General features: G+C 64.7%; 13 protein-coding genes. 10 read left to right on the forward strand and 3 right to left on the reverse strand.

Annotated elements, in window-relative coordinates:
- Window positions 1–9: 9 nt before the first annotated feature.
- The 8 genes from dmpG (at window position 10) to MF6396_RS15530 (ending at window position 8770) form a co-directional block, all read left to right on the forward strand.
- A complete protein-coding gene (gene dmpG / locus MF6396_RS15495) occupies window positions 10–1044 on the forward strand; it encodes a 4-hydroxy-2-oxovalerate aldolase (RefSeq protein ID WP_054916102.1) in 1035 nt (344 codons plus the stop codon).
- Window positions 1045–1058: 14 nt separating this feature from the next.
- On the forward strand, window positions 1059–2063 hold the full coding sequence (locus tag MF6396_RS15500; protein WP_078480815.1) for a CDP-6-deoxy-delta-3,4-glucoseen reductase: 1005 nt from the start codon (window positions 1059–1061) through the stop codon (window positions 2061–2063).
- Between the two features lie 319 nt (window positions 2064–2382).
- Window positions 2383–2829: an HIT family protein gene (locus MF6396_RS15505; RefSeq protein WP_078480817.1), complete on the forward strand. Its 447-nt coding sequence runs from the start codon at window positions 2383–2385 to the stop codon at window positions 2827–2829.
- A 188-nt stretch (window positions 2830–3017) separates the two neighbouring features.
- Window positions 3018–3794 carry a hypothetical protein gene (locus MF6396_RS15510; protein ID WP_231390606.1) on the forward strand — a complete coding sequence of 259 codons (777 nt, stop codon included), beginning with the start codon at window positions 3018–3020 and terminating at the stop codon, window positions 3792–3794.
- Between the two features lie 38 nt (window positions 3795–3832).
- Window positions 3833–4231 (forward strand): nuclear transport factor 2 family protein, encoded by a 399-nt coding sequence (locus MF6396_RS15515; protein WP_043859797.1) that lies wholly within the window; start codon window positions 3833–3835, stop codon window positions 4229–4231.
- A gap of 69 nt (window positions 4232–4300) precedes the next feature.
- The gene (locus tag MF6396_RS15520; protein WP_043859798.1) at window positions 4301–4963 is read left to right on the forward strand and encodes an iron-containing redox enzyme family protein; all 663 of its coding nucleotides are present in this window, start codon (window positions 4301–4303) and stop codon (window positions 4961–4963) included.
- A 139-nt stretch (window positions 4964–5102) separates the two neighbouring features.
- A complete protein-coding gene (locus MF6396_RS15525) occupies window positions 5103–6935 on the forward strand; it encodes a long-chain-acyl-CoA synthetase (RefSeq protein ID WP_043859799.1) in 1833 nt (610 codons plus the stop codon).
- A gap of 257 nt (window positions 6936–7192) precedes the next feature.
- On the forward strand, window positions 7193–8770 hold the full coding sequence (locus MF6396_RS15530) for a sensor domain-containing diguanylate cyclase (RefSeq protein ID WP_078480827.1): 1578 nt from the start codon (window positions 7193–7195) through the stop codon (window positions 8768–8770).
- A gap of 63 nt (window positions 8771–8833) precedes the next feature.
- Here the strand turns inward: MF6396_RS15530 and mobA are convergent, their stop codons facing one another.
- Genes mobA through MF6396_RS15545 form a run of 3 tightly spaced genes read right to left on the reverse strand, consistent with a single transcriptional unit; the run spans window position 8834 to window position 13791 of the window.
- Window positions 8834–9412, reverse strand: coding sequence for a molybdenum cofactor guanylyltransferase MobA (mobA, locus tag MF6396_RS15535; RefSeq protein WP_078480818.1), 579 nt, complete (start codon window positions 9410–9412; stop codon window positions 8834–8836).
- A gap of 60 nt (window positions 9413–9472) precedes the next feature.
- Window positions 9473–12601 (reverse strand): efflux RND transporter permease subunit, encoded by a 3129-nt coding sequence (locus MF6396_RS15540; protein WP_043859687.1) that lies wholly within the window; start codon window positions 12599–12601, stop codon window positions 9473–9475.
- 11 nt (window positions 12602–12612) lie between these two features.
- The gene (locus MF6396_RS15545) at window positions 12613–13791 is read right to left on the reverse strand and encodes an efflux RND transporter periplasmic adaptor subunit (RefSeq protein ID WP_078480820.1); all 1179 of its coding nucleotides are present in this window, start codon (window positions 13789–13791) and stop codon (window positions 12613–12615) included.
- A 155-nt stretch (window positions 13792–13946) separates the two neighbouring features.
- On the opposite strand from MF6396_RS15545, the gene MF6396_RS15550 reads away from it, so the two are divergent.
- Both MF6396_RS15550 and MF6396_RS15555 read left to right on the forward strand, forming a co-directional pair.
- Window positions 13947–14648, forward strand: coding sequence for a response regulator transcription factor (locus tag MF6396_RS15550; RefSeq protein WP_043859689.1), 702 nt, complete (start codon window positions 13947–13949; stop codon window positions 14646–14648).
- 15 nt (window positions 14649–14663) lie between these two features.
- Window positions 14664–15909 (forward strand): ATP-binding protein (locus tag MF6396_RS15555; protein ID WP_078480821.1); only part of this gene is annotated, 1246 nt, incomplete at its 3' end.

The raw sequence follows: 15909 nt of genomic DNA on the forward strand, positions 1-15909 counted from the left end.
GATGCCCGCATGACGTTCAATCCCGCCAAGAAGCTCTACATCAGCGACGTGACCCTGCGCGACGGCAGCCACGCGGTGCGCCACCAGTACTCGCTGCAGAACGTGCAGGACATCGCCCGTGCGCTGGACAAGGCCAGGGTCGATTCCATCGAAGTGGCCCACGGCGATGGCCTGCAGGGCTCCAGCTTCAACTACGGGTTTGCCGCCCACACCGACCTGGAGTGGATCGAGGCCGTGGCCGACGTGATCAGCCACGCCAGGATCACCACCCTGCTGCTGCCCGGCATCGGCACGGTGCACGACCTCAAGGCCGCGTATGACGCCGGCGCCCGCGTAGTGCGCGTGGCCACCCACTGCACCGAGGCCGACGTGGCCCGCCAGCACATCGAATATGCGCGCGGGCTGGGCATGGACACCGTGGGCTTTCTGATGATGAGCCACATGATCCCGGCCGAGCAGCTGGCCGCCCAGGCCAAGCTGATGGAAAGCTACGGCGCCACCTGCGTGTACATGGCCGACTCCGGCGGTGCGATGAACATGCAGGACGTGCGTGATCGCTTTCGCGCGTTCAAGGCCGTGCTCAAGCCGGAGACCGAAACCGGCATGCATGCCCACCACAACCTCAGCCTCGGGGTCGCCAACTCGATCACCGCGGTGGAGGAGGGGTGCGATCGCATCGATGCGAGCCTGGCCGGCATGGGCGCGGGCGCCGGCAACGCGCCCCTGGAAGTGTTCATCGCCGCCGCCGAGCGCCTGGGCTGGAACCACGGCACCGACCTCTACACACTGATGGATGCAGCCGACGACATCGTGCGCCCGTTGCAGGACCGTCCTGTGCGGGTCGACCGCGAATCGCTGGCGCTGGGCTATGCCGGGGTCTACTCCAGCTTCCTGCGCCACGCCGAAATCGCCGCGGCGCGCTATGGCCTGAAAACCGTCGACATCCTGGTCGAGCTGGGCAAGCGGCGCATGGTCGGCGGCCAGGAGGACATGATCGTCGACGTGGCGCTGGACCTGCTGGCCGCCGCCGGACGCGCGCAGTGACGGAGGGTACGCACATGAGCTTCACCCTGCAGATCCAGCCGGTCGGCCTGAGCTGCCCGGTCAACGCCGGGCAGAGCGTGCTCGACGCAGCCCTGGCCGATGGCCTGATGCTCAAGCACAGCTGCCGCACCGGCACCTGTGGCAGTTGCAAGGGCCAGGTGCTCAGCGGCGAGGTGGACCACGCCGACAGTCCGCTGGCAGTGCTCAGCGAAGCCGAGCGGGCCCAGGGCCTGGCGCTGTTCTGCTGCGCCAGGGCACGTTCCGACCTGGTCATCGACGCGCCGGAAGTCACCGAGCTGCGCGGCATCGGCATCCAGCAGATGGGCGTGCGCGTGGCCAGCCTCGACAAGGTCAGCCACGACGTGGCGGTGCTGCGCCTGATGCTCGCGCCGGGCACCGCATTCGCCTACCTGCCGGGGCAGTACGTGCAGGTGCTGCTCAAGGACGGCAGCCGGCGCAGCTACTCGATGGCCACCGCAGCGGCGCGCGACAACCAGCTTGAGCTGCACATCCGGCACATGCCGGGCGGGGTGTTCAGCGGGCATGTGTTCAATGCGTTGCAGCCCAGGGCGATCCTGCGCATGGAGGGGCCGTTCGGTTCGTTCTACCTGCGCGACAGCCAACGGCCGATGGTATTGCTGGCCAGCGGCACCGGCTTTGCCCCGGTGCAGGCGCTGCTCGAGCAACTGCGCGAGCGCGGCGACAACCGCCGCCCGGTGTACCTGTACTGGGGCGGGCGGCGCCGTGAGGACCTCTACCGGCATGAACAGCTGCTGGCCTGGGAGGCGCAGTTGCCGTGGCTGCGCTACACCCCGGTGCTGTCCGAGCCGGGCCCGGCCTGCGACTGGCAGGGTGCCACCGGCTTCGTGCACCGCCAGGTGCTGCAGGACTTTCATAGCCTCAAGGACTTCGAGGTCTATGCCTGCGGCGCGCCGATCGTGGTCGACTCGGCGCGACGCGATTTCGTCGAGCAGCGGGGGCTGGAGCCCGCGCATTTTCATGCCGATGCGTTCGTGTAGCTCAGGCCGGGCGACCCCACGCACAGCGGGTGGGTGATCGCGTCACCGTCCTCGGCCCTCAGGGCCCTGGCCGGTGACGCACCCATGCAGCCCGGATACAAAAAGTTACCTTGGGAAAACCCATTCAAATCAACCCATTAGGAAATTGACGGGGTTCAGATACAAAAAATTTCAAAACTCCCGTGTACAGCTTAGGAAGGCCAGGGGTAATTTCTCCTACAAGCTGCGCGGTCAACTCTGCAATGGAATGCAGCCTGTAGCATCCCGGATCTTCATGCCTCCACCGGGGTTGCACCTACAACAATAGAGGGAGCTATCCGTGAACTGCATTTTCTGTGCAATCGCCAATAATGAAGCACCGGCTGCCGTTGTCTACGAAGACGAGCAGTACCTGGCCTTTCTCTCGATTCAGCCGATCACTCCTGGCCATGTCCTGGTCATTCCCAAGGCCCACGCAAGCGGCCTGGGTGATATCCCTCCTCAAACCTGTGGCCACATGATGCGTGTGGGTCAACGGATGGCGGCCGCCCTGCGTGAAAGCGGCCTGAGCCTCGAAGAACAGCCCTGTGAAGGTATCAACCTGCTGCTGTGCGATGGCGCAGTGGCCGGGCAGACCGTAGGTCACGCGCACCTGCATGTGCTGGCCCGCTTTGTCGGTGACGGTTTCAACTTGGGTCATGCGGACCTCCCGATCGCCACGCAACAGGTGCTGGACGAGCGCGCCGAGCAGATCCGCCGAGCCTTGGCCTCGCTACCACCGAACTGACTGCACCTCGCTCTGGTTCAACGGCACGCCCGCCACTAGCGGGTGAGTGTCTGGCTGTGCGCAGCCCGTAAAGCAACAACCTATGGCTATCTACGCAAGGAGGCGAAGCTATGTATTGTCCTGTGGAAACTTAAGTCGTGCGCTGGGCTGAGTTGAATACTACAGATCACAATAAGAAGGGATTTCTCATGCCGTCACTCGCCAGTAACAAGGCTGACTTGCCTTCGGCAAGTATGCAGTTGGTAAAGGATGATTCCGCCGGTTCGGCCATCTACAGTTTCTATGATTCAGTCCTCCAGGAGTTGTGCCAGTCTGACAAGGTAAAGGTCAGGCAGGTGGTAACGCCTGCGCAATTCATCGAACTTTCTCGTGCCCGTAGCCGGTTGTATGGGCAGCGCAAGATCTATTACAAGACGCTGTTTGGCAACTCGGTCGACAACACCGTGTGCCTGGATGAGTACGACCCGCGTTCCTATGTGTTTGCCTTTTATCATGATGGTGAAATCATCGGCACTCAGCGTATTACGCCGTTCCCTCACGAGTCGGGTGAGTTCATCAGCCATGAACAACTGGTGCAGTTCTCCGGGCCCAACTACGAGCACGAATGCGTCGAACTTTCGCGCCTGATCGTCGACAAGCATGCCCCGGTCAAGAACGTGGTCAACGGGCTGGCCATGACCGGTGCCTCGCTGGTGGCCCTGCAAGGCGGCTACAAGACGTTCATCACCTATGTGAAGCCACGGCTGGCGCCGAAGTTCGACAGCTTCGTGTTCGATCAGGACGGCATCTTCTTCCAGATCAAGGCCCGTGGCGATCACTACTACGCCCTGTACAAAGGCGATCTGATGCCGTCGGTGACGCCCTTCTTCGGCCTGCCCAGCTGCCCGGCAGACCTGAAGGACGTCGATGACCTGATTCGCCATACCTTGGCCGCCCGTCACGCGAGGCAGTCACTGGCGGGATAAGCATCACACAATAACGACAACATTGAGGTTGATCCAAGATGGAAGCCAGGAACAAAGAAGTGGTCATCGAGTTTTACGAGCGCATGTTTGGTCAGCGTGAACTGGCGGTTGCCGATACCTTGATTGCCGAGGACTACGTGCAGCACAACAACGTGTTCATTCCCCCGCGCCGCGAAGGCTTCAAGACCTACTTCACGCAGTTCTTCAAGACGTTCCCCGAGTCGGGTACCAGTATCGAGCGGGTCTGCGCCGAAGGCGATTATGTCTTCCTGTATGCCAAGCACTGGGCCAAGCACAGGTTCTTCACGGTGAACTACAAGGTGATCGATATCTACCGTGTTGAAAATGGTGTGCTGATGGAACACTGGGACACTATCGAAGGCCTGGGCTTCTTTTCCAAGTTCATCTACATCATCAAGTCCGTACTGCGCCTGTAACGCCGTATTCGCCTGACCGTATAACACGTGTCATGAACGATTTATCAACACGCCAAGGAAGAGAGTGAAATGACTGAAGTGACCGCGTTTCGCAAAGAGCTCAAAGCCATCTGTGACGCCGAATGGGAAAAGATCAAGGCCGGCCGTTTCTTCCAGATGATGAAGCGTCCCGAACTGCAGCGTGAGCTGTACATCAAGTCGATTGTCCAGGTGTACCACTACACCAAGAACAACGCGATCAACCAGGCGGTGGCGTGCTGGAACCAGGACCACAAGAAGGTCGGCCTGCTGCGTTTCGCGATGAAGCATGCGCTGGAAGAGCTGGGCCACGAAAACATGGCGTACAACGACCTGATCGCCATTGGCGTGGACCCGTCGGAGTTCGAGAAACCGATGCTGCCGGCCACCGAGGCGTTCTACGGCTACCTGGACTTCGTTTCCGTATGCCGCGGCATCATTCCGCGCCTGGGCTACAGCTTCTGGGCCGAGGACTGCTATGAGCACCTCGAACCTTTGATGGACGTGTGCAAGAACCATCTCAAGCTGACCGACCAGCAACTGACCTTCTTCGTCGCCCACGCGATCATCGACGAGAAGCACTCCGAGCAGGTCAACGCCGCCATCGACCGCTGGGTCGTGACCGACGAAGAAAAAGAGGCGGTCAAGCAAGTGGCCCGCACCACGGTCTACCTGATGGGCAAGATCCTCGAGTCGGTCGCCGACGAGTTCTGATTGATCGGCACCAGGCGTCCTCGCGCACCCCGCTGCGCGAGGACTTTTTCACATGGCGTGCACAACAATAAAAACGATTGGCTGGTCATGGCGTTTGTCGAACCGCCTGGCGGCCACGGTCAATCCACCAGGAGGTGCCATGAGTAGTAATAGCGACATGATTACCTGGGGCATGATGCTGCGCAAAATTCCCTCGATCACTCGGGCCATTCCTCGGCTCGTCAGGGGCCTCAAGGTTTCCAAACTCAAGGCCGATCAGCCCTGTGGCCTGGGCTGGGCCTTCGAACAGGCGGTTGCGCGCAACCCTCAAGGGCCGGCGCTGCTCTACAAGGACACGCGCTTCAGTTACGAACAGGTCAACCAGTGGGCCAACCGTTTCGCCCACTACCTGCTGGCCCGTGGCCTGAAAAAAGGCGATGTGGTAGGCATCTTCATCGAGAACCGCCCCGAATTGCTGGTCAGCGTACTGGCCGTGAGCAAGATCGGCGGCATCTGCGCCATGCTCAACACCTCGCAGACCAACAACGTGCTGATCCACAGCCTGGGCCTGGTCAACCCGTCGGCGATCATCGTCGGCCAGGAGCTGGTGCCATCGTTCGAGGCGGTGCGCGACGAGGTGGCCATCGACAGGCAGCGCACCTTTTTCCTGGCCGACACCGACACCACGCGCGATGCCGGCACCGCCCCCGAGGGCTACGTCAACCTGACCCTTGCCAGTCAGGGGCACGCTACGGCCAATCCGGCGACTACCCAGCAGGTCTACCTCGACGACGCCTGCTTCTACATCTACACCTCCGGCACCACCGGCCTGCCCAAGGCCGGGGTGTTCAAGCATGGGCGCTGGATGAAGGTCTACGGCAGCTTCGGCATGATCGCCCTGGACATGCGCCCCGATGACATCGTCTATTGCACCTTGCCGCTGTATCACGGCACCGGCCTGTGCGTGAGCTGGGGCTCGGCACTGGCCGGTGCCTCGGGCTTCGCCATCCGCCGCAAGTTCAGCGCCAGCCAGTTCTGGGAAGACACGCGCAAATTCAAGGCCACCACCATCTGCTACGTCGGTGAACTGTGCCGCTACCTGATCGATCAGCCTGCGGCCGGCAACGATGGCGACAACCCGGTGGTGAAGATGATCGGCAACGGCCTGCGTCCAGGCGTGTGGCTCGACTTCAAGAAACGCTTCAACATCGAGCGGGTCTGCGAGTTCTACGCCGCCAGTGACGGCAACATCGGCTTTACCAACATCCTCAATTTCGAGAACACCATCGGCTTTGCCATCAACGCCTGGTCGCTGGTGGAGTACGAACACGACACCGGCGAACCACGGCGCAACGCCGACGGATTCATGCAGAAGGTCGGCAAGGGCGGTCAGGGCCTGTTGCTGGCCAAGATCGACGACGACGCCCCGTTCGATGGCTACACCGACCCGGAGAAGAGCAAGAAGGTGGTGCTCTACGACGTGTTCGAAAAGGGCGACCGCTACTTCAACAGCGGCGACCTGATTCGCGATATCGGCTTTGGCCATGCCCAGTTCGTCGACCGCCTGGGGGACACCTTCCGCTGGAAGGGCGAGAACGTCTCCACCACCGAAGTCGAGAACATCATGGTGCAGCACCCCCACATTGCCGAAGCCGTGGCCTACGGGGTGGAAATCAAGAACACCAACGGTCGCGCCGGGATGGCCGCCATCACCCCGTCGGCGCCGCTGGAGCAGCTGGATTTCTGCGACCTGCTGCGCTTCGTCAAGAGCCAGATGCCTCACTACGCGGTGCCGATGTTCTTGCGCGTCAAGACCTGCATGGAAACCACCGGCACCTTCAAGTACCAGAAGACCAAGCTCAGAAGCGAAGCCTTCGACCCCAGCCAGACCGGCGAAGACCCGGTGTATGCCTGGCTGCCGGGCACCGAAACCTACGTGCGGGTGACCGATCAGGTGCTGCAGGACATTCATGGCGGCAAGTTCCGCTACTGAAGGGCAACCGCGCCAGCGGCGCACCGCAAGGCCTGCCTGCATGCATGCGCAAGGCTGCTCACTGGAGCGGGCGGCCGTGCGACCCACTTTCAGCTTCACCGCCCTGCAACTTCTGCCTGCCGGATTCTGCAGCAGCCCGTCGTGACCCCCACCGCTTGATTGCGCGCCTGATGCTCTGCCCCTTGCGGTACAGGGCATTCCGGAGTACAGCTGATGGCAGGATGCCTTCAGTTGTGGCATCGCAGGAGCGTTTCATGATGTCGACCCCCTTACTGCCGGTGCCGCTGCCGCACAAGCGTGACGTGCGCCTGGCCGTGCTGCTGTTGCTGGTGATCTGCGTATCGCTGGCATCGCTGACGGCCTGGAAGATATGGGCTGCACGTCAGCGCGCGCTGAACGAGGTTCAGGTACACAGCCTCAACCTGACCCAGGCACTGGACACCTATGCCGAGGGCATCATCCGCCAGAGTTCGATGATGCTGCTGGGCCTGAGCGAGCGGCTCGAAGTCGATGGCGGCGGGCCGCAGCAACTGGCGCGCCTGGCCGGGCTGGTGGAGGAGCAGAACGAACTGCTGACGCAACTGCATGGGCTGACCATCTATGGCCCGACGGGCGAATGGCTGATGTCGACCAACGGCCCGATTCCGGACGGTGCGAACAGCGCCGACCGCGAGTTCTTCATCCACCATCGCGACAACCCGTCCCGCGAGGTGTTCATCGGCCCGCCGATCCGCAGCCGCTCTACCCAGGACTGGGTGATCACCGTCAGCCGGCGTTTCGAGCAGCCCGGGGGGCAGTTCGCCGGGGTGATCGCGGTGACCCTGGGGGTGGAGAACTTTCTGCGCCTGTTCGGCAAGATCGACGTGGGCAAGGACGGTGCGATCGCGCTCACCTACACCAGTGGGCGCATCCTGGTGCGCTACCCGTTTCGCGAGCAGGACATGGGCCGCGACTTTTCCCGGTCGCCGATCTACACCCGCTACCTGGTGGAAAACTCGGTGGGCACGGCTTCGTTTGCCTCGAGCCTGGATGGGGTGGAGCGCCTGTATGCGTTTCGCAAGAACGAGCACCTGCCACTGGTGACCACCGTGGCCATCGGCAAGCGCGAGGCCCTGGACGCCTGGCGCATGGAAGCGTGGCTGACGGTGGGGCTGGTGCTGGCGTTGCAGGGGGTGATTGCGGTGATTGGCCGGCTGCTGATCCGCGACATGCGCCATCGTGCCGAGATGGATGCGCAATTGCTGGTGGCGCGCGAAGAACTGCTGGCCACCAACCGGCAGTTGGCGGTGCTGGCCACCCACGACACGCTCACCGGGCTGGCCAACCGCCGGCGTTTCGACGAGGTGCTGGTCAGCGAAGTGCGGCGTGCCCAGCGCGAGGCCCAGCCGCTGGCTTTGCTGCTGATCGATATCGATCATTTCAAACGCTTCAATGACGCCTACGGACACATTGGCGGTGACGAATGCCTCAAGGCGGTGAGCGCCTTGCTGCGCGAGTGCGTGCGCCGCCCGACGGATGTGGTGGCGCGTTATGGCGGGGAAGAGCTGGCGATGGTGCTGCCCAATACCGAGGTGGCGGGCGCGGTGGTGGTGGCCGAGACGGTGCTGGCGCGGTTGGCCGAGCTGAACATCGTGCATGCTGGCAGCCCGTTCGGGCGGGTGTCGGTGAGTATCGGCGTGGCAGGCATGGCGGGGCAGGGCGAAACGCCCCTGACGCTGGTGGCGGCGGCCGATCAGGCGCTGTATGCGGCCAAGGCGGCGGGGCGTAATCGGTGTGTGGTGTTCGAGGGGGGCGGTGCCGCCCATCGCGGGTCAAGCCCGCTCCCACAGGGGTAGCGCAAGCCTCTGTAGGAGCGGGCTTGGCCCGCGAAGAGGCCCTCACAGACGACACAAAAAGCCTTATTGCCCCAACCACTGCGGCGTATTGAAGTTGCTCAGGCGCCGGTCCTCCTCTGCACACTCCACTGCCTGCAACGGATGCTCCAGCAACGCCCGCAACAGGCTGCGCTCACCGGCCTGCCATGCCGCCTGCAAGCTCGCCTGCTGGCGCACCGGGATCACGCAGAACATCGGCTGCCACTGCTGGCCCTGGCGCACCATCGCCGCGCAGTCCCCGGTGACCGCCACGCTCAGCAGCTGCTCGAGCAACCCGCGCTCGATCAGCGGTGCATCACACGCCAGCACCAGCAGCCAGGCATGCCGCGCCACCGCGAGCCCGGCCAGCACCCCGGCCAGCGGCCCGGGAAACCCAGGCTCGGCATCGCCCACCAACTGGTCGGCAAACGCCCGATAGGCGTGCTGGTTGCGATTGCAGGAAAGGATCAGGTCATCGCTCAGGTCACGCACCACGGCGTGCACGTGCGCGATCAGCGGGCAGCCCTGCCAGGACAGCAGGCCCTTGTCCTGCCCGCCCATGCGCTGGCCACGGCCGCCGGCCAGCAAAAGAATGGAGCAGGGGGGAAGTACGGCGGCGGTCATTGCAGGGTTCCAGTCCATAAGCGGGCTAGCACCATCCCATGACCGCCGCGCGGCTGTCCATCAGCTTTGTTCGACCACCGCAGTGTCGGCCTGGGCGTCACGCCGGCGCCAGCCGGTCACGCGCATCACCACTACGAAGAACACCGGCACGAACACGATCGCCAGCGTGGCGCTGAGCATGCCGCCGATCACTCCGGTGCCGATGGCCTGCTGACTCGCCGAGCTGGCGCCGGTGGCAATCGCCAGCGGCACCACGCCCAGGATGAACGCCAGCGAGGTCATCACGATGGGCCGCAGGCGCAGGCGCGCGGCCTGCACGGTGGCCTCGACCAGGTCATGCCCTTCGTCCACCAGGCTTTTGGCGAACTCGATGATCAGGATCGCGTTCTTCGCCGACAGGCCGATCAGGGTGATCAGGCCGACCTTGAAGAACACATCGTTGGGCATGTCGCGCAGGGTCACCGCCAGCACCGCACCGAGCACGCCCAGCGGCACCACCAGCAGCACCGAGGTAGGGATCGACCAGCTTTCGTACAGCGCCGCCAGGCACAGGAACACCACCAGCAGCGACAGCGCCATCAGCATCGGTGCCTGCGCCCCGGACAACTGCTCCTGCAGCGACAGCCCGGTCCATTCCAGGCCAAAGCCCAGCGGCAGCGCATCGACCAGGCGCTGCACCTCGGCCATCGCCGCGCCCGAGCTGTAGCCCGGTGCCGGCTCGCCCGACACGGCAATGGCCGGGTAGCCGTTGTAGCGGGTCAGTTGCACCGGCCCCGATACCCACTGCGCCTGGGCGAAGGCCGACAACGGCACCATCTTGCCGCTGGTGTTGCGCACGTGGATCTTGAGCAGGTCCTCGACCTGGCTGCGCTGGTCGCCCTCGGCCTGCACCACCACCCGCTGCATGCGGCCCTGGTTGGGGAAGTCGTTGACGTAGGTCGAGCCGATGGCCGTGTTGAGCACCGTGCCGATGTCGTCGAACGACACGCCCAGCGCGTTGGCCTGCTTGCGGTCGATCAGCAACTGCACCTGCGGGCTTTCGGCCAGGGCGCTCTCGCGCACGTTGGCCAGCACCGGGCTTTTCGCGGCCTCGGCCAGCAACTGGTCACGCGCCGCCATCAGCCCGGCATGGCCCACGCCGGCACGGTCCTGCAGGCGGAACTCGAAACCGGTCGAGGTGCCCAGGCCATCCACCGAGGGCGGCAGCACCGCATAGGCCACCGCGTTCTTGAACTGGCTGAAGGCGATGTTGGCGCGCTCGGCGATGGCCTCGGCGCTGTCCTTGGCGGTGCGCTCGGACCAGTCCTTGAGCGTGGTGAACACCAGCGCCGCGTTCTGCCCGCTGCCCGAGAAACTGAAGCCCAGGATCACCGTGGTGTTGCCCACGCCAGGTTCGCCTGCGCTGTGCGCCTCGATCTGCTCGGCCACCTGCACGGTACGGTTGCGGCTGGCGCCGGGCGGCAGCTGCACGTCGGTGATGGTGTAGCCCTGGTCTTCGGTGGGCAGGAACGAGGAGGGCAGCTGGCTGAAGGTCCAGCCCAGCGCCACCAGCAGCAGGCCATACACCACCAGGTAGCGGCCGCTGCGCTGGATCGCGTGCATCACCCAGCGCTGGTAGCCGTTGCTCATGCCTTCGAACTTGCGGTTGAACCAGCCGAAGAAACCGCGCTTGACGTGGTGTTCGCCCTTGGCGATCGGCTTGAGCAGGGTGGCGCACAACGCCGGGGTCAGGCTCAGGGCAAGGAACGCCGAGAACAGGATCGATACCGCCATCGACGCCGAGAACTGCTGGTAGATCACCCCCACCGAGCCCTGCATGAACGCCATCGGCACGAACACCGCCACCAGCACCACGGTGATGCCGACGATGGCGCCGCTGATCTGCTGCATGGCCTTGCGCGTGGCTTGCTTGGGCGGCAGGCCTTCCTCGGCCATGATCCGCTCGACGTTCTCCACCACCACGATGGCGTCGTCCACCAGAATGCCGATGGCCAGCACCATGCCGAACAGGGTCAGCACGTTGATCGAGAAGCCCAGCGTCAGCATCACCGCGAAGGTGCCCATCAGCGCCACCGGCACCACCAGGGTCGGGATCAGCGTGTAGCGGATGTTCTGCAGGAACAGGAACATCACCAGGAACACCAGCACCATGGCCTCGATCAGGGTGTTGATCACCTGTTCGATCGACACCTTGACGAACGGCGAGGTGTCATACGGGATGTCGTACACCGCCCCGGGCGGGAAGTAGCGCGACAGCTCGTCCATCTTGGCCTTGACCAGGGTCGCGGTCTGCATGGCGTTGGCACCGGGCGCCAGCTGCACGCTGAAGGCGGTGGACGGCTTGCCGTTCAGGCGCGTGCCGTACTGGTACTCCTGGGCGCCGATCTCGACCCGCGCCACATCACCCACGGTGACCCGCGAGCCATCCGGGTTGGCACGCAGCACGATGTCGGCGAACTCCTGGGGCGTCGACAGTTGGCCCTTGATCAGCACGTTGGCAGTGATTTCCTGGGTCGGGCTGCCGGGCAGGTCGCCGATGCTGCCAGGGGCCACCTGGGCGTTCTGCGCGGCAATCGCAAGGTTCACGTCCTCGGGGGTGAGGTTGAAGCCGATCAGCTTCTGCGGGTCGAGCCAGATACGCATGGCGCGTTCCGAGCCATACAGCTGCGCCTTGCCCACGCCCGGTACCCGGCGCACCTCGTTCATCACGTTGCGCGCCAGAAAGTCGCTCAGCGCGGTTTCGTCGAGGCGGTCATCGTCGGCGGTCAGGGTCACCAGCATCAGGAACCCGGTGGAGATCTTCTCCACCTGCAGGCCCTGCTGGGTCACCGCCCGCGGCAGGCGCGACTCGACGATCTTCAGGCGGTTCTGCACATCGACCTGGGCCAGTTCCGGGTTGGTGCCCGGCTGGAAGGTCGCCGTTACCGTGGCGCTGCCCAGGCTGCTGGTGGACTGGAAGTACAGCAGGTGATCGGCGCCGTTGAGCTCCTGCTCGATCAGGCTGACCACGCTCTCGTCCATGGTCTGCGCCGAGGCACCGGGGTATACCGCGTACACCTCGATCTGTGGCGGCGCCACGTTGGGGTACTGGGCCACCGGCAACTGCGGGATGGCCAGCGCACCGCCGAGCAGGATGAACAGCGCGACCACCCAGGCGAACACCGGGCGGTCAATAAAGAACTGCGGCATGGATCAGGGCCTCACTGGGCGGTGGTCTGGGCGATGGGGGCAGCCGTGTCGGTGGCGGGGGTCACGCTCACCTGGTCACCCACCTTCACGTGCTGCAGGCCTTCGGTGACGATGCGATCGCCCGGGGCCAGGCCCTCGGTGACGATCCCGCGGTCCTGCTGCCCGCTGCCCAGCACCCCGGCGCGCCCGCTCACGCGCTGCTCGGCGTCCACCAGCAGCACCCGCGGCAGGCCCGCGCTGTCACGCAGGATGGCCTGCTGCGGCACGCTGATGCCCTTGGGCTGCACCGCCTGTTCCAGGCGCACGCGGATGAAGCTGCCGGGCAGCAGGTCCAGGTCGGGGTTGGGGAACTCGCTGCGCAGGGTGATCTGGCCGGTGCTCGGGTCCACGCTGATGTCGGAGAACAGCAGCTTGCCCGCCAGCGGGTAAGGCGTGCCGTCATCCTGAATCAGCGTGGCGCGGGCCTGGTCCTGGCCCACCTGCTTGAGCTCGCCGGCACGCAGGGCACGGCGCAGGGCGTTGATCTCGCGGGTCGACTGGGTCAGGTCGGCATGGATCGGGTCGAGCTGCTGAATGATCGCCAGCGGGGTCGATTCGTTCTGCCCCACCAGCGCGCCCTCGGTCACCAGGGCACGGCCCACGCGCCCGGAAATCGGCGCGGTCACGGTGGCATAGCCCAGGTTCAGGCGCGCACGCTCGAGCGCGGCCTTGGCCGCTGCCACTTCGGCGTCGGCCAGCATGGCGGCGGCGCGGGCGTTGTCATGCTCCTGGCGGCTGATCGCGTCGATCGAAATCAGCTCGGCGTAGCGCTGGTCCTGCAGGCGCGCCTGAAAGCGCGTGGCCTCGGCCTTGGCCAGGTTGGCGCGGGCGCTGTCGTAGTCGGCCTTGAACGGTGCCGGGTCGATGCGAAACAGCACGTCGCCCTGTTTCACGTCGCTGCCCTCACGGTACACCCGCTTGAGCACCACCCCGGCCACCCGCGCGCGCACCTCGGCGATGCGTGGCGCCAGGATGCGCCCCGACAGCTCGGTGCTGATGGCCAGGGGTTGCTCGCGCACGGTTTCGACGCTGACGGCGGGCTTGGGGGCTTGTTCTTCGGCGGGCGGCTTGCTGTCGCAGCCGGCCAGGGCCAGGCTCAGCAGCAACAGGGGCGCCAGGGTACGCAGACGGACGGGGCTTGAACTGGGCATGCGGATCTTCCATAAATGACCCGGCAATGCTAAGGCAGCCGCGCTACATGCAGTTGTTAAGCTATGTAGGGCGAGTGTGAAAAAGTGTGAAGAATTTCGCGACCTGCGAATAAGCGCTATATCCTGCCTGACTTTCCCGGCCTTTCAAACTACCCATGCCCACTATCCTTCTGGTCGAAGACGACTGCGCCCTGAGCGAACTGATCGCCAGCTACCTGCAACGCAATGGTTTCAGCGTCAGCGTGATTGCGCGGGGGGACCACGTGCTGGAAGAGGCGCGGCGCAGCAAACCCGACCTGGTAATCCTGGACCTGATGCTGCCGGGCCTGGACGGCCTGCAGGTGTGCCGGCAACTGCGCGCCGAATCGCTGTTGCTGCCGATCCTCATGCTCACCGCCCGCGACGACAGCCACGACCAGGTGCTGGGCCTGGAAATGGGCGCCGACGACTACGTCAGCAAGCCGTGCGAGCCGCGCGTGCTGCTGGCGCGGGTGCGTACCCTGCTGCGGCGCAGCAGCATCAACGAGCCGCATCTCGAGAGCGACCTGATCGTGATCGGCGGGCTGCGCATCGACCTGGCCGAACGCACCGTGCTGTGGCGCGACCAGACGGTGGAGTTGTCCAGCGGCGAGTTCAACCTGCTGGTGGTGCTGGCGCGCAATGCCGGCAGCGTGCTCAGCCGCGACTGCATCCTGCAGCAGTTGCGTGGCATCGAGTTCAACGGCACCGATCGCTCGGTGGACGTGGCCATCTCCAAGCTGCGGCGCAAGTTCGACGACAGCGCCGGCGAGGCGCGCAAGATCAAGACGGTGTGGGGCAAGGGCTACCTGTTCAGCCGAGTCGAGTGGGAATTCTGAGGAGCGGCCACGGCCATGCTGAAAATTCTGGTACGCCTGTACCTGGTGACCATCGTCGCGTATGCCGGGTCGATCTTCCTGATCCCCGAACTGATCCTGCATGTGTTCCATGACCGCTACATCGCCTACAACCAGGACCAGGCGCGGGGCGTGCAGCGCCTGATCGTCAACCAGTTCCACCTCAAGCACCGCGACAGCTGGCCCCAGGTGGCCGAGGCGCTGAACACCGATTTCGCCCCCCTCAGCATCGAGCTGCGCCGGCGCGCCGACCTGGACCTGAACGCCGAGGAGCAGGCGCACCTGCAGGCCGGCCAGTACGTGGTGCGCCTGGGGGAGTGGGGCTATTACGAAACCGCCCTGGCGCCGCTGGACAGCGAGTGGATGGTGGTGCTGCGCAACCCGCCGGACCCGGCGGACATCTACCTGCTGTCGTGGGGCATCACCGTGCTGATCGGTGCGGCGCTGCTGGGCTGCCTGCTGTTCTGGGTGCGCCCGCACTGGCGTGACCTGCAGCGGCTCAAGGCCACGGCGCAGCGCCTGGGCGAAGGCAACCTGGCGGAGCGCACGCTGATCTCGCCACGCTCGAACATCGGCGCGTTGGCCAAGGTGTTCGACACCATGGCGGCGGATATCGAATGCCTGCTGACCCAGCAGCGCGAGTTGCTCAATGCGGTGTCGCATGAGCTGCGCACGCCGCTGACCCGCCTGGATTTCGGCCTGGTGCTGCTGTACGACGAAATGCCCCCGGCCAGTCGCAAGCGCCTGCTGGAACTGGTGGGGCACGTGCGCGAGCTGGATGCGCTGGTGCTTGAGCTGCTGTCGTACAACCGCTTGCAGAATGGCCAGGGTGGCGAGCGGGTGGAGGTGGCGCTGCCCGAGTTCGTCGACAGCATCCTGGGCAGCTATGCCGAAGAGCTGGATGGGCGCGGGGTGAGCCTGGAGGTGCGTGCCGAGCCGGATCTGCCGCGCTTTGTGCTGGACCCGCGGTTGACGGCGCGGGCGGTGCAGAACCTGATCCGCAACGCCATGCGTTATTGCGGGCAGCGCATCCTGCTGCGCCTGAGCGTGGATGCCAAGGGCGCGTGCGTGCTGACCGTCGAGGATGACGGCATCGGCATTCCGCAGGAGGAGCGCGAGCGCATCTTCCAGCCGTTCTACCGCCTGGATCGCAGTCGGGACCGTGCCACGGGCGGGTTTGGCCTGGGGTTGGCGATCAGCCGTCGGGTGATCGAGGGGCAGGGTGGCACCCTGACGGTGGGGC

It is taken from the genome of Pseudomonas sp. MF6396, assembly GCF_002018915.1.
GTDB classification, from domain to species: domain Bacteria; phylum Pseudomonadota; class Gammaproteobacteria; order Pseudomonadales; family Pseudomonadaceae; genus Aquipseudomonas; species Aquipseudomonas palmensis.